The sequence below is a fragment of the Dawidia cretensis genome, assembly GCF_018598175.1.
Taxonomy (GTDB): domain Bacteria; phylum Bacteroidota; class Bacteroidia; order Cytophagales; family Cyclobacteriaceae; genus Ohtaekwangia; species Ohtaekwangia cretensis.
In genome coordinates this window covers 33,502-47,765 of the sequence record NZ_JAHESE010000008.1, presented here as the reverse complement: position 1 = coordinate 47,765, position 14,264 = coordinate 33,502, and the positions used below count along the sequence as shown (strand labels likewise).

Below are 14,264 nucleotides of genomic sequence, written 5' to 3'. Positions count from 1 at the left end.
AACGGCTTTTACCGCTTTCGCAGGAGCTGCCTTCTTCGCAGGAGCTGCCGCTTTTTTCGGAGCCGCAGTCTTTGCTTCTTTCGCAAACTTCGCCGCCATCAGGTTCAGGGCTGAACCAGCTTTGAACCACTCGATCTGGCCGGCGTTGTAGGTATGGTTCACCTGGATCGACTCTTCGGTGCCATCGCTGTGACGGATCACCAGCGTGAGCGGCACCTCCGGAGCAAACGACGTCAGACCCACGATATCGAACGTGTCGTCTTCCTTGATCTTGTTATAGTCTTCCTTGTTCGCGAAGGTAAGTCCAAGCATACCTTGCTTCTTCAGGTTGGTTTCGTGGATACGGGCAAACGACTTCACCAGGATGGCGCGCACGCCCAGGTGGCGCGGCTCCATGGCAGCGTGCTCGCGGGATGAGCCTTCGCCATAGTTTTCGTCGCCGACTACGATCGAGCCCAGGCCTTGTGCTTTGTAAGCACGTTGTACGTTGGGTACTTCGTCGTAAGAACCAGTGAGGGCGTTCTTCACGCTGTTAGTCTTCTCGTTGTAGAAATTGGTAGCGCCGATCAGCAAGTTGTTCGAGATGTTGTCGAGGTGACCGCGGTATTTCAGCCACTTGCCGGCCATCGAGATGTGGTCGGTTGTACACTTGCCTTTTGCTTTGATCAGCAGGCGCAGACCTTTCAGGTCGGTACCTTCCCAAGCCTTGAACGGAGCCAGCAGCTGCAGGCGATCAGACGTATCGCTTACTTTCACTACTACTTTGCTGCCGTCTTTTGCCGGCGCGGTAAAGCCCGGATCTTCTGCGTCGAAGCCTCTCTTCGGCAGCTCGTCACCGGTAGGAGGGTCCAGCTTCACTTGCTCGCCACGCTCGTTGGTGAGGTAATCGGTAGCCGGGTTAAAGGTCAGGTCACCGGCAATGGCCAGTGCCGTTGTCAGCTCGGGCGACGCTACGAACGCAAACGTGTTGGGGTTGCCGTCGTTACGCGACTGGAAGTTACGGTTGAAGGAGTGAACGATCGTGTTCTTCTCTTTTTTCTCCGCACCCACGCGGTTCCACATGCCGATGCAAGGACCACAGGCGTTAGCAAATACTTTGGCGCCGATCTTGTCGAAGGCATCGATAAAGCCATCGCGGTCGATGGTATAGCGTACCACTTCCGAACCCGGTGTGATGGTGAACTCAGCTTTCGTCCTCAGGCCTTTGGCCGCCACCTGACGGGCCAGGCTGGCCGCGCGGGAAATATCTTCATACGAAGAGTTGGTACAAGAACCGATCAGACCTACTTCTACTTTGGTAGGCCAGCCGTTCTTGGCTGCTTCTTCTTTGATCTTCGAAATGGGGGTAGCCAGGTCGGGCGTAAACGGACCGTTAAGGTGCGGCTCAAGCTCCGACAGGTTGATCTCTACCACCTGGTCGAAGTATTGCTCAGGGTTGGCATATACTTCTGCGTCGGCAGTGAGGTGTTCTTTTACTTTATTGGCCAGTTTGGCGACTTCAGAACGGCCGGTAGAGATGAGGTAGCGCTCCATCGACTCGTCGTATCCGAACGTAGACGTCGTAGCACCGATCTCAGCACCCATGTTACAGATTGTACCTTTACCCGTACAGCTCAGGGATGTGGCGCCTTCGCCGAAGTACTCGACGATCGCACCCGTACCGCCTTTTACGGTCAGGATACCGGCCACTTTCAGAATAATATCTTTGGCAGAAGCCCAGCCGCTCAGTTTACCGGTCAGTTTTATACCGATCAGCTTGGGGAATTTCAATTCCCAGGCCATGCCCGACATAACGTCTACGGCATCCGCACCGCCTACACCGATCGCCACCATGCCAAGGCCGCCGGCGTTTACCGTGTGAGAGTCGGTACCGATCATCATACCGCCCGGGAAGGCATAGTTTTCCAATACCACCTGGTGAATGATACCCGCGCCCGGCCGCCAAAAGCCGATGCCATATTTAGTAGAGACAGACGAAAGGAAATTGAATACTTCCGCGCTTTCAGTATTAGCAATAGTAAGGTCTTCTGCCGCGCCTGTTTTCGCGACGATTAGGTGATCACAGTGTACCGTGGAGGGAACCGCTACTTTTGGCCGGCCGGCAGACATAAATTGCAACAGTGCCATTTGGGCGGTGGCATCTTGCATGGCTACACGGTCTGGCGCAAAGTCTACGTACGACTTGCCCCGTCCGAAATTTTCCAACTTTTGATCGTCGTGAAGGTGGGAGTAGAGTATCTTTTCGGAGAGGGTGAGCGGGCGGTTTACAACTTTTCGGGCCTTGGTAATGCGCGAAGGCATCTTGTCGTACAAGGCTTTGATCATGTCTAAATCGAATACCATATTGTTAAAAGGTTAAAAAGAGACGCTAAAGTAATAATATTTTCTTGTCAGAGGGGGCATCAGAGGCTGCTGCACTCGTTTGCGGAGGTGTATTAGGGGTCCGCGCCTTCTCTAACAACATATTCAGTTGACGGGTTTCGTCTTCGGTAAGAGTGTTCAACAGATTTTCGATGGCGATGACCTCGTCCTGCATTCGCGTCAGCGCATCGAGGCCTTCCTGCGTGATCGTCACCTCTACGCTACGCTTGTCCGTGGCACAGTATACACGTGTAAGATATCCCTTCAGGCGGAGGCGTTCAACAATGCGGGAGGTGTCGGGCATCTTGTCGATCATCCGGTCTTTGATGAGGTTGATCGATGCATGCCCGGGATGTTGGCCGCGCAGGATACGCAGTACGTTGTACTGCTGCCGGGTGATGTCATGTTTTTTGAACACGCCATTCATACCGTCCAACAGGTAGTTATGAGTATACATCAAATTAAGAACAGCCTTGTGATATTCGCTTCGGAAGTCCTTTTGATGGATGTCTTGTTCAAGGGACATAAGCCAAATAGCCGATCTGGTTTGCGGTGCCAAATTAGCCATTTATTTATTATGACGTGCATGTTACCCGAATAATCGGGGTGCGATCACTTGCTATTAATGTAATTTAGAAACTCTCTTTTTATGTTTTCGTCCTTGAATTTGCCCGAAAAGTAGGCCGTGCCGGTCTTGCTGTTGGTGTCGCCCACGCCCCGGGAAGCCACACACATGTGGTTGGCATCGATCACCACGCCCACATCCTGGGTGTGCAGCACACGCTCGATCTCCTTGCCGATCTGTACCGTTAAGCGCTCCTGCACCTGTGGCCGCTTGGAAAAGTATTGCACAATACGGTTGATCTTCGAGAGTCCGATCACTTTGCCTTGCGAGAAGTAGGCCACATGAGCCTTGCCATAAATGGGCACAAAGTGATGCTCGCAGTGCGAGTAGAATGTAATATCTTTTTCGACCAGCATTTGGTCGTAGTTATACTTGTTTTCAAAGAGCCGGGCATGCGGTCGGTTCTTGGGGTTGAGACCGGCAAAGACCTCTTTGACATACATCTTGGCGACGCGACGCGGCGTGCCTTGCAGGCTGTCGTCAGTCAGGTCGAGGCCGAGGATGTTCATGATCTCGCGGAAGTGTTCTTCGATACGCCCGATCTTCTCTTCGTCGTCCAGGTCGAAGGCATCGGCGCGCATCGGCGTTTCAAAAGAAGAAGATGCCACGTGGTCGTCGCCAATGTCGTCGTCGCCTGCCTTATTCGGCTGGGAATTCAACGAAGTTTCGTTCGGTCTCATACAAGGTAATTTTCAGATCAAATTTAGAATCTATTTGGGCACGCAGAATCTTCCAGATAACGAGGGCAATATTTTCAGCGGTGGGATTAACGCCCTTAAACTCGGCTAGGTCCAGGTTGAGGTTGCGGTGATCAAACTTGCGCAGCACATGTTCCTGGATCAGGTCGCTCAGCTCTTTCAGGTCATATACGTAACCGGTGTCAGGGTCGGGCTCACCCACCAGGCTTACTACCAGCTCGTAGTTATGACCGTGATAGTTCGGGTTGTTGCATTTGCCGAAGACCCGTTGATTTTGTTCATCTGACCAGGCCGCGTTGAAAAGACGGTGTGCTGCGTTAAAGTGTTCTTTGCGCGATACCTTTATCTTCATGCGTAAAGGTAAACAGGATTCCCGAAGAATGGTTCAATCGGATGTGTAAAACATACCCTATCGCCCTGGCTACGCGCTTCCTGTAGCACTTTATAGTATACCCTATTGCTTGTAAACAAGCACAGACGTAAGCGGTCTCCCGCCCGCGAAGCGATCACTTGTTAGGGCTGCGAGGGAAGTGTATGCGCGACATGATGCGCGGTGTCAGGATGAACTATTTGGGTGGGATTGATGGTTTGACCAAATACAGCCTGGCCACAAATTGCCAGTAAACTGAGCAATAGTGCCAAAAGAACACGATATTTCGAATTCAAGACGCGTGGGGGTTAGGGTTCGTAACTGACAGTGAATATAATCATGAAGCTTTTATTCACTACTATTCAGTTGATGAATTGATTGTTAAATAGTTAAATGGATTATTTGAACGGATAGAATGCCATGAACTTTGAGGATATAAAAACCAGGATCGAGGCGTATCAGGCAGACGGAAAGAAGTTGTTCACCACATCATCGTTTCAGTCGCACAGCCTCGTGCTGCTGCACATTCTGAGCCGCATCGATAAAAACATACCGGTTTATTTCATTAACACCGGCTTCCATTTCCCCGAAACGGTATCGTTTCGTGACTACATCGGCGAGCAGTTCGGCCTCAACATCGTTGACTTGAAGTCCGACGTGCCCAAGTTCATGCAGCGCGACTCCGAAGGGCGCCTGCTCTTTACCTCTGATCCGGATCATTGCTGCTACCTCAACAAGACTCAGCCCACAGACGCCATCCTGATGGCACACGATGTGTGGATTAACGGCGTACGTGCCGACCAAAGTGCGGTGCGTGCCGCAATGAAAGTAGAGCAGCCCGCCAGGCACGGTTGTGTACGCTTCCATCCCATGCTGGACTGGAATGCCAAGATGATCTGGCAGTATCAGAAAGAACACAAGCTGCCCAAACACCCCCTGGAAGAAAAAGGATATGTCAGCATTGGGTGTGAGCCTTGTACCCGTAAATTAGATCCTGAAATGCAGGAGCGCGAGGCGCGTTGGTTCGGCATGAACAAAGTAGAATGCGGCCTGCACACAGACCTGATCAGCAAATAACCTCTATCACCACAGTATCTAGCCTAATGAAAGTATTAATTACCGGCGGTGCCGGGTATATCGGCACGGAGTTGATCAGTGCCCTCATAACCAAGCCCGAAGTTGAGAAAGTTATTGTTTACGACAACCTGAGCAGACCCAACTACAATGTATTCCTCGGCCTGCGGTTACAGAATCACTCCAAGGTATCGTTTGTCAAAGGCGAGCTGCTCGATTCACGCGGGCTGCGCAAAGTGTTGAAGGGCGTCGACGTCGTATACCACCTGGCCGCGAAGGTCACTACACCGCTGGCCAATACCGATGCGCATGTATACGAGCAAGTGAACCACTGGGGCACTGCCGAGCTGGTATACGCCGTAGAGGAAAGTGCCGTCAAACGTTTTGTCTATACCAGCAGCACAGGCATCTATGGCCCGTCGACGGGCCAGCCGGTAGACGAAAGCGCCGCCCCCGCACCACATTCACTCTATGCCGTCTCCAAAATTCGTGGCGAAGAGCACGTGCGCCGGCTGGCATCGCGCATGGACACGTATATCATGCGCTGCGGCAATGTGTATGGTTATAGCAAAAGCATGCGGTTTGATTCGGTCATTAATAAATTTGTATTCGAGGCCAACTTCGATAAACGTGTTACGGTGCAGGGCGACGGCAAGCAGTCGCGTACATTCATACACATCGACAAGGTCGCCCATGCCCTGGCCAACCTGGCATCGACACAGTTGGCCAGTGGCACCTATAACCTGGTAGACCGCACCTTGCGGGTGTTTGACATCGTCGACGCCCTGAAAGAACTGGTGCCCCCGCTGGAGTTTATCTTTATCAACCAGCACCTGCGGCTGCATGAGCTGAACATTCAGGCAAACGCCCAGGTCAACGCAACCCTGGGAATTGGTGAAGAAAAACCCTTAAAAGCCGAGCTGGAAGAATTTCTGTCGAAATTCAGCTTTTAAATTCAATACAAATTTTTTATCTAAGGTACCGGATTGGTCCCTCCACGGCTGTTTTTAACCGTAGGATGGACAGTTCGGTAAGAAAACGTATTCTCCAGCATGCAAAACATCGCTACCGTCATCATTTTGCTTGCCGTCGTCACCGCCCTGGCGGAAGTGACCGATAAGATCCGGGTACCGTATCCTATTCTATTGGTGCTCGCCGGCATCGGCATCGGCCTTGTGCCCGGACTGCCGGTCCTGTCGCTCGACCCCGACGTGGCGTTTCTGATCTTCCTTCCGCCGGTGCTGTTTGCCGCTGCCTGGAATACTTCATGGCCTGAGTTTAAAGCGGCCAAGCGACCCATTACACTGCTGGCCATCGGCTGCGTGATCTTCACCACCTGTGCCGTGGCCTGGGTAGCGCATACGTTTATCCCCGGCTTTGGCTGGGCGGAAGGTTTTGTGCTGGGCGCTATTATTTCACCACCAGATGCCGTAGCGGCCACTGCCGCCACCAAAGGCCTCGCCATTCCCAAACGCGTGGTTACGATCCTGGAAGGTGAAAGCCTGGTGAACGACGCCACCGGTCTGATCGCCTATCGCTATGCCACCGTCGCCGTCGCCACGGGCGCGTTTAGCCTGTGGGAAGCCGGCTTTCAGTTTTTGCTGGTGGCCGCGGGTGGGATTGGGTTAGGCCTTGCACTGGGATGGCTCTTTAAATGGATCCACAACATCACCCCCAGCAATCCTACGAACGACACCGTACTGACATTCCTCGCACCCTTCGTAGCATACCTGCTGGCGGAAGCCGTGCACGTGTCGGGCGTACTGTCGGTGGTAACAGCCGGATTGATGTTAGGACGCAGCTCCAGTGAGATCTTCTCCCAGCAAACACGCATGCAGGCCAACAGCTCGTGGAATACCGTGCTGTTTATTCTGAATGGTATCATTTTTATTCTGATCGGCTTACAGCTGCCGGAGATCATCAGGTCGATGGGCGACTATGCATTCTGGGCGTGGAAGTATGCCGTGGTGATTAGCGTGGCCGTAATCGTCGGCCGCATTATCTGGGTATACCCCAGCACCTACATTCCGCGTATGCTTTCCAAAAAACTCCGTGCACGGGAAGAGAAGCCCGATGTGCGCCTGACCACCGTCATTGCCTGGTCTGGTATGCGTGGCGTTGTGTCGCTGGCCGCCGCCCTGGCGCTGCCGTTAACGATTGGCAACGGCGTGGCCTTTCCCCATCGCAACCTGATCATTTTCCTCACCTTTTGCGTGATCTTCTCCACGCTGGTATTGCAGGGCCTGACGTTGCGGCCGATGATCAAGGTGTTTGGCCTCAAGGCCGATGGAAAAGACTATGAGGACGAGCAACGCGCACGCCTGGCGATTGCCGCATCGGTCATTGAGCACATCGAAGAAAACTATGCCCTGGAATTGAGCGACGAGGTACTCAGTCAGGTGAAGTCGAAATACGAGATCCGCATCGAGCGGTTACGTAAGGACGAACCCCAGCGCCGCATGAGCGAAGATCAGATTCGTGAATTCCACCGCATTCAGCAGGAGCTGTTGGAGAAGGAGCGGCGCGACATCATTCGGCTGCGACGCGACGGCAATATCAGCGACGAGGTGTTACGCAAGATGGAATACGAGCTCGACCTGGAAGAGACCCGTCTCATTCTCGATCGCGACCTGGCGTAAGCATTATTGAACCGGCTCGCGCAAGATCGTTTTCAGTTTTGCAGGGGCGACCTTGTTAAAGTCAGACAAGTAAATTTCGTGGTGATGCCCGGCATGCTTTAAGTTATGGAGGGTCATAAACTCCTGCATGATTTGCAGGCTTTCGGGCTCGCGATCAAACGGACCATGGTGTAGCATTTGTACTACCTTGCCTTCCGTCAGGGTAACGCAGCTCACGTCACCAATCAGCGCCACCTTCTTTTTATCCAATACCGCTTTGCGCACAGACGCCACGACTTCGGCGCTGACAAAGTCAGGCAAGCGAATCAGCAAGCGCCACTGCCAGTCTGCGCGCGGTATTTGCCGCGGCGCTTCGGCCATGGACAGACCGGCGTAACGTTTGTCGAACCACCATTGGGCTTCCAGCTTGGGTACCGTAAAATCCTTTCCACGTGATTTACACAGAAACTTGATACCATAGGCCACGGGAAACAGAGCTTGTATACCGGCTTTGAAGTCTGCGCCGTTAGGGTCGCCCTGGCCGGTCAGTGAAAGATAATGCGCTTCTTCCAGCGTGAGCACCTCGGGTGTATTGCTGGCCGAATAATACGACTTATAGTGCTTGACCAGGTCGAGCTTGGAGGAAGTTTTCGTAGAAGTGATTGTCATCGGGTTCTTATCAGTTAATAAGGTGTACCCAAAAGTGCGACACTTGGCCGTCAACCCTATGTCAGCAGAAGTTGTAAAAAACAGATCAGAAATCGTTTTTTTTCTACGCCAGGCAATTTTCGTGTTTCGCACGCCTGGAATATATAATTATCAATCCCCCATAAAGGGGGAGTTGGATGAAGTGTTGCCGGTAACGAACACAAATAAAAAAGGTCTGAGAGGAAGTTAAAAAAACGCGATAACTTCTATCTTAGTGTCGAAACCTAAACGTATGAATGGACCTCTGCCGGTATGGGTGGTCTTGGCCGCTATGCTGTTATGTGCCTGCGAATGGCAGGCCCGTTGTCTTTCCGAGACGCGTTATCCGGCGCTCGTGTGGCCCGTCCACGGCGAAGAAGTCGAATTCACGGATGAGGCAAGCGCCAACGATCAACATTCCTGCCTGACGAGTTTGTTTGACAAAGGCCCATGGAAACTTCCGGTTGCCATAGATCCGGCCTATGCGCCCATGATGCCGCTTCAGCACGACACCCTCGTATACTATTCTTCCCCGAAACATGCCAATACCTTTATCATGCGGATCGACAGCACCACACGCTACGCGCTTTATATACTGCGCGAAGAGCTTAACGGTGACGACGATAACCCCGACCAATATGACGTTTTATTTACCGTAGACCACCACGGTAGACTGATTGACAACCTCATGATAGGTGTCGACGATGAACATCATCACCGGGCATACTGGATCGAGAGCCCGGCGGAGTTTGGTATGAAGGAAGTCGCGGGCTTGGGAATGGAGGAAGAAATGGAATATAAAGCCACCTGCCGGGTGACCGAATCCGGCGCCTTTGCGCTCATTCTGAGCAACCTGAACCGGGTGAATGGCCAGGAAGGAAATTATACCGAAGAAGTTCCATTGGAGTATGCGGAGTCGATTGTGACTGTCGAGACCGGCAAGCCGGTGCTGGCGGCCATCGAAAAGGCCATCTTCGTCGATCCGCTCGATAAAGACTACCTCGATGAAAAAACGGTAGGCGGTCAGAAAATATACCTGGCCCTGGGCATGTCGGGTGTAGCCGACTATACATTGTTTATGCTGCACAGCCCGATGGGCGATGGCAATACGTTAGTGGCCGAAAGCTGGACCATTCCCATGCCGTTATCGTCGCGGGAGATTACCTCCAGCCACATCGTGCGCATGGATTGGCTTCACCAGGAAGAAGACGAATACACCATCGAGCTGACCGTGCAATACGAAATGGAGGCGTCCCAGGAGGGAAGAGCGCCGCTGGCGGCACTGCGCAGCTATACCTTTACATACTCACCCGAAGGCGGCCTCGAAGCCGCCCGCGAGTAGATCTTGAACGTTAGGGTTTTTTCGATTTGGCAGCTTCTTTGTCTTTGGATTCGTCGGCCTTCCTGAATTCCAGGGAGGTAGAGTTCACGCAATAACGCTGGCCGGTAATGGTCGGCCCATCGTCAAACAAGTGGCCCAGGTGTGAACCACAACGTGCACACAAAATTTCGGTACGTACCATCCCGTGGGTACGGTCTACAATCGTAGTAATGCGGTCGCCGGCAAGCTCGCGGTCAAAACTGGGCCAGCCGCACTCGGACGGAAACTTCATATCTGACGAAAAGAGTGCTTGCCCGCAGCCAGAGCAGTAATATGTGCCTTTTTCACGGGTGTTGGTATACTTGCCCGTAAACGGCATGTCGGTTCCCTTCTTGCGCAGTACGCTGTACTGCTCGGGCGTGAGTATAGCCTTCCACTCGGCGTCGGTGCGGACGACTTTGCCCGTGGTGTCTTGTAATGTGGCCGCCGATGTCAATACGGCGGTGGAGGTTTCCGGGCGCTCGGAGGCGGAGTGACAGGCTACCAGCGTGGTAGCCGTAAGCAGAACAAAAGCAAAAGTGTGCATAGCGTGCTGGTTTAAACGTACTGGATCTACGTTAAAACACGCTCGTTTGGTTTTTGATTCCCGGCAGACTCCTGGTTCCCCATAGACTCTTCGATTTCGGCGCGGATCTTGTCAAGGTCCAGCTCGATAGAATTTTCCTGCTTGTATTGAACGGCGGTGTACTCCAGCCAGGCGATAACAGATTTTTTTGGGACGTGCGACAATAGCCACAACAACACCTTACGGTCGATCTCGTCCAGCTTAAAAAATTCTAGTTTTTCTTGTTCCATAAAACATTCCGATAACGGCATTATACAGCAAGGTACTATTTTTTGAGAATATGATACCAGGGGGAAAAATCCCTTTTACACAATCGGAAATACAGGTGTTCGTAAGGAATTGTTACAGCATCGGCACCGGCCGGCTGTATACTTTTTGTTTTCTTGCGGCATGATCGAGTTGAAGCACGTGCGTGTGCAGCGGGTGGAAGCACCGTTGCTAAAGGACATAACCTGGCGCATCGCCGCCGGCGAACATTGGGTTATCACCGGGGCCAATGGCAGCGGCAAAACCTGGCTGCTCGACCTGCTGGCGGGAAATGTGCACGCCACCGCCGGCGAAGTGGTATACGACTTTGTCCAGGGCGCCACCTGGGACGAACGGTCTGCTCTGCGCAAGAAACATATACACTACATCCCCGCGCACGCGCTGCAAGTCTTTCTGCACCAGCATGGAATGTTCTACCAGCAGCGTTATTACTCCATGGGTGACGAGCGCGTACCTCGCGTCAAAGACATCCTCGGTGTGGAGGCCGGCGCATTTAATACCCTGGACATGCCGGCCACGTTCAACGTGGCGACACTGTTGGACGTCGAGGTGACGCGGCTGTCGAACGGACAGTTGAAAAAAGTCATGATTCTGCAGAACCTGGTGCGCGGGCTGCCCAGCGTCTTGCTGTTTGACTATCCCTTTGAAGGCCTGGACCATGCCAGCCGTGTCGACCTCGCCGCCTTCCTGGATCACCTGGCCCGCCACCATGGTATCACCCTCATTATGACCGACCACAGCCACCACTTGCCCGAGTCGATCAACCGACGCCTTGTGCTGGCCGATGGAGCCGTAAAGTCCGTTGAAACGATACAGGCAGCACCCTCGCCGGCACCCTCGGTATACACGACGGCAAAGCCGTTGCAAGACGGGACACCCATCGTAGAAATGAAGGGCATCGCCATCCGGTACGGCAGCCGCACCATACTCGAAGACTTTTATTGGACCATCCGGCGGGGCGAGCGCTGGGCGTTGACCGGCCGTAACGGCTCGGGCAAAACGACGTTGTTCAGTCTTATCTTTGCCGACCACCCCATGGCCTACAGCCAGCCCGTCTTCTTGTTTGGCCAACGGCGCGGCAGCGGCGAGTCTATCTGGGACATTAAAAACCGCATTAACTACTTCGGCCCGGAGCTGATCAGCTATTTAGCCCCGCAGTACCGCCCCGAAACAGCCCGCACCTGGATTGCGCAGCAACATCGGCAGCTGAACCAACAAGCCCTGGCCCATACCATCGAACATTTTCAAGCCCAGGGCTTTATCGACCGCCCGGTAAAAACACTCTCCTCGGGTCAGTTGCAGATCATGCTCATTATCAGCAGCCTGGTATCCGGCCGGGAGCTGTTACTGCTCGATGAGCCCTACCAGTTTCTCGATCCCATCAATAAAGAGCGTCTGAATGCCTACCTGCAGGAGCATCTGCACGCCGACACAACGCTGGTGCTCATTACCCATTATGAAGAGGACATCGCACGCTGGACGCAACAGCGACTGAGCTTGTAATTTGACGCTTAAATGTTGGGAAAAACCCGATTTTTTGGTGTGACATGGGTAAATGTTTTTCCTGGGCCATTGCTATCTTGGCTAAATAAAGTTGTGAACTGAAGTACGTTGTTATAAACCTATAGGTTGATATAATGAATATTGTGTGTATCTTTGAGGATCGGTTGTATGCGTTTAATTATCGAGACGACAGTGATGGGGCAGACGAATTCGAGCGACTGTTTGATGCCTGTCAGGATCCTGAGTTCCTGGAGCAATTCTTTGAGGCAAACAAAAATGATCTTCAAAGCGGCTTTTTTGATCCTATCCCCACCGTTGAGCAAGCGATTTTAATAACAAAGGCAGAAGCAAAACGACTGGAAAAGCTTTTGAGGGATGTAGTGCAGCATCAACATCAACCATTGCATAACGTTTTCAGGCCTTTGAGTGAAAATGAAGACCGGTGGCCTTTCCCAAGGCAAAAAGTTTATGGGCTATGTTACAAAAGCTGGTTTAGAATTTATGCCATCAGGATTGCACATCGCTATTATGTAACAGGGGGTGCTATAAAGCTTACAAAAGCGATGCAAGATCGGGTGCATACAAGTCGCGAGCTTCAAAAGATGCAACGATGTTTTTCCTTTTTTGAGGAAGAGGGCATTGTCGATGTTGAAGGCGCTAAAGAATTGGATTTGTAAAGATTGAATTCAACGTTATGACAGGCAACCTGAAAAAATTAGATAGCCTGACTGCTTCAGAGCCATCTAAATGGATTGAAAAAGCAGAGCAACGAAAAAAGGAAGAACGTTGGAAAGATGTTTCCTTTAAAGTTGCATTGAAGGTGTTGCGCACCTTGCGAGAAAAAAATATGACGCAGAAGGAACTGGCAGAAAGAATGAATGTTTCCCCTCAATACATTAGTAAAATAGTGAAGGGATCTGAGAATCTGTCTTTGGAGACAATTTCAGCATTAGAAGATGCGTTGTCCGTAGATCTATTTTTGGCTATATCCCGCTATAATACGTTCGTCAGGGAACTCGGAACAATTGTTTGGGAAGGTCAACAGTTGGAGATAGTATATATGAGCTATGGAATAGGAAATGCCCTGGAATCTCAAACGAAAAAAGAGATCCAGACCTCCAGGATTATCGTATACAGCAATAGCGAGAAAGTATTTGGTGTCTATAAAAATGCTGATGTTGAATCACCTGAAGAAATGGTAGCCTGATGGACAAAAGTGTTGAATTTTCAATTGCTAAAATAACGACGGAACAATTTGCAATGATTGACGACTATTACTTCCCCGAGAAGGAAGTAGCGTTAGTAGGTGAATTTAGATTTGCGCTTATTCAAAAAGATAAAGTCATATCCGCGTTTTCTCAATTTCGATTTCAACACAGCGATAAACCGTTTCTGGTTATTGAGGTAGGATGTCATTTTAAAATGAAAGAAGATTCCTGGGACCAGTTTAAAAATGGCAACAAGATGGTGATCGAAAAAGGCTTTATGGTGCATCTTCTAACCATCTCGGTGGGTACTACCCGCGGCGTTTTACATACAAAAACTGAAAGCTCCCGTTTTAACCAATACCTATTGCCCACGATAAACCTAACGGATACCGTGAAAGAGGATTTCACGGTTGACCTGACCCAATAAGCAGCCGGCCTTTTTATAACCGGTTTATCAGCCAACGATCCTGGCGTGGCGTGAAATACTCCCCCTGAACTTTTGCCGACTGCTTTATGTATTTAAAATGAATCAATACATTTGCATTTGTCAATAAGACGGGTGCATCTGTCAAAAACGAGTATGTCGCTGAATACCAAGCAAATCGAAAAGATCTCCAAGGCGCTCGGAGATGCCAACCGCCTCAAGATCCTGCAGCACATCGCCAAAAAGGGTGGTTGCGGTTTTTGTTCGGAGATCCAGGAAGAAAGCCCCCTGGCACAGCCTTCCGTAAGCCACCACCTTAAAGTACTCATCGAAGCGGGTCTGATCGACGCCGAAAAGGAGGGAAGAAACCAAAAATACACCCTAAACGACGCCGTATTAAAGGAATACACCAGTGCCGTGACCCTGCTGAAGTTCGCCTAAAATCCCAGAGGGATTTTTTTTGAGAGAATATATTGAAATATT

15 protein-coding genes and 1 pseudogene are annotated in these 14,264 nt (G+C 51.4%); 9 read left to right on the top strand and 7 right to left on the bottom strand.

From position 1 onward, the window contains the following. Positions 1–90: 90 nt before the first annotated feature. The 4 genes and pseudogenes from KK062_RS10615 to KK062_RS10600 all read right to left on the bottom strand — a co-directional run. A pseudogene (locus KK062_RS10615) lies at positions 91–2,343 on the bottom strand (aconitate hydratase); the annotation flags it as partial. Positions 2,344–2,368: 25 nt separating this feature from the next. Next, positions 2,369–2,887: a MarR family winged helix-turn-helix transcriptional regulator gene (locus KK062_RS10610; protein WP_254084271.1), complete on the bottom strand. Its 519-nt coding sequence runs from the start codon at positions 2,885–2,887 to the stop codon at positions 2,369–2,371. A gap of 86 nt (positions 2,888–2,973) precedes the next feature. Continuing rightward, entirely contained in the window at positions 2,974–3,666 is a 693-nt protein-coding gene (folE, locus tag KK062_RS10605) for a GTP cyclohydrolase I FolE (protein ID WP_254084270.1), read from the bottom strand. Beyond that, positions 3,626–4,036: a 6-pyruvoyl trahydropterin synthase family protein gene (locus KK062_RS10600; protein WP_254084269.1), complete on the bottom strand. Its 411-nt coding sequence runs from the start codon at positions 4,034–4,036 to the stop codon at positions 3,626–3,628. The genes folE and KK062_RS10600 overlap by 41 nt, the downstream gene beginning before the upstream one ends. 438 nt (positions 4,037–4,474) lie before the next feature. Here KK062_RS10600 and KK062_RS10595 point away from each other — a divergent pair, with 438 nt between their 5' ends. From KK062_RS10595 to KK062_RS10585, 3 genes are all read left to right on the top strand, one after another. Further along, positions 4,475–5,131: a phosphoadenylyl-sulfate reductase gene (locus KK062_RS10595; RefSeq protein WP_254084268.1), complete on the top strand. Its 657-nt coding sequence runs from the start codon at positions 4,475–4,477 to the stop codon at positions 5,129–5,131. A gap of 26 nt (positions 5,132–5,157) precedes the next feature. Further along, positions 5,158–6,081 (top strand): NAD-dependent epimerase/dehydratase family protein, encoded by a 924-nt coding sequence (locus KK062_RS10590; protein ID WP_254084267.1) that lies wholly within the window; start codon positions 5,158–5,160, stop codon positions 6,079–6,081. A 99-nt stretch (positions 6,082–6,180) separates the two neighbouring features. Then, the gene (locus tag KK062_RS10585; protein WP_254084266.1) at positions 6,181–7,767 is read left to right on the top strand and encodes a Na+/H+ antiporter; all 1,587 of its coding nucleotides are present in this window, start codon (positions 6,181–6,183) and stop codon (positions 7,765–7,767) included. A 3-nt stretch (positions 7,768–7,770) separates the two neighbouring features. Here KK062_RS10585 and KK062_RS10580 read toward each other — a convergent pair whose 3' ends face one another. Then, complete coding sequence (locus tag KK062_RS10580; RefSeq protein ID WP_254084265.1) at positions 7,771–8,415, bottom strand: GyrI-like domain-containing protein; 645 nt, start codon at positions 8,413–8,415, stop codon at positions 7,771–7,773. A gap of 271 nt (positions 8,416–8,686) precedes the next feature. Between KK062_RS10580 and KK062_RS10575 the strand changes: the two genes are divergently transcribed. After that, positions 8,687–9,775, top strand: coding sequence for a hypothetical protein (locus KK062_RS10575; RefSeq protein ID WP_254084264.1), 1,089 nt, complete (start codon positions 8,687–8,689; stop codon positions 9,773–9,775). A 10-nt stretch (positions 9,776–9,785) separates the two neighbouring features. Here KK062_RS10575 and msrB read toward each other — a convergent pair whose 3' ends face one another. Both msrB and KK062_RS10565 read right to left on the bottom strand, forming a co-directional pair. Next, positions 9,786–10,340 (bottom strand): peptide-methionine (R)-S-oxide reductase MsrB, encoded by a 555-nt coding sequence (msrB, locus tag KK062_RS10570; RefSeq protein WP_254084263.1) that lies wholly within the window; start codon positions 10,338–10,340, stop codon positions 9,786–9,788. A 26-nt stretch (positions 10,341–10,366) separates the two neighbouring features. Next, positions 10,367–10,609, bottom strand: a complete 243-nt coding sequence (locus tag KK062_RS10565; protein ID WP_254084262.1) for a hypothetical protein — start codon at positions 10,607–10,609, stop codon at positions 10,367–10,369. A 160-nt stretch (positions 10,610–10,769) separates the two neighbouring features. Here KK062_RS10565 and KK062_RS10560 point away from each other — a divergent pair, with 160 nt between their 5' ends. The 5 genes from KK062_RS10560 to KK062_RS10540 all read left to right on the top strand — a co-directional run bounded on the left by KK062_RS10560 (position 10,770) and on the right by KK062_RS10540 (position 14,222). After that, entirely contained in the window at positions 10,770–12,149 is a 1,380-nt protein-coding gene (locus KK062_RS10560; protein ID WP_254084261.1) for an ATP-binding cassette domain-containing protein, read from the top strand. A gap of 134 nt (positions 12,150–12,283) precedes the next feature. Continuing rightward, positions 12,284–12,826, top strand: coding sequence for a hypothetical protein (locus KK062_RS10555; RefSeq protein ID WP_254084260.1), 543 nt, complete (start codon positions 12,284–12,286; stop codon positions 12,824–12,826). 17 nt (positions 12,827–12,843) lie between these two features. After that, a complete protein-coding gene (locus tag KK062_RS10550) occupies positions 12,844–13,356 on the top strand; it encodes a helix-turn-helix domain-containing protein (RefSeq protein WP_254084259.1) in 513 nt (170 codons plus the stop codon). Beyond that, positions 13,356–13,784 carry a hypothetical protein gene (locus KK062_RS10545; protein ID WP_254084258.1) on the top strand — a complete coding sequence of 143 codons (429 nt, stop codon included), beginning with the start codon at positions 13,356–13,358 and terminating at the stop codon, positions 13,782–13,784. Before KK062_RS10550 ends, KK062_RS10545 begins: the two co-directional genes overlap by 1 nt. 153 nt (positions 13,785–13,937) lie before the next feature. Then, positions 13,938–14,222 carry an ArsR/SmtB family transcription factor gene (locus KK062_RS10540; RefSeq protein ID WP_254084257.1) on the top strand — a complete coding sequence of 95 codons (285 nt, stop codon included), beginning with the start codon at positions 13,938–13,940 and terminating at the stop codon, positions 14,220–14,222. Positions 14,223–14,264: the final 42 nt, after the last annotated feature.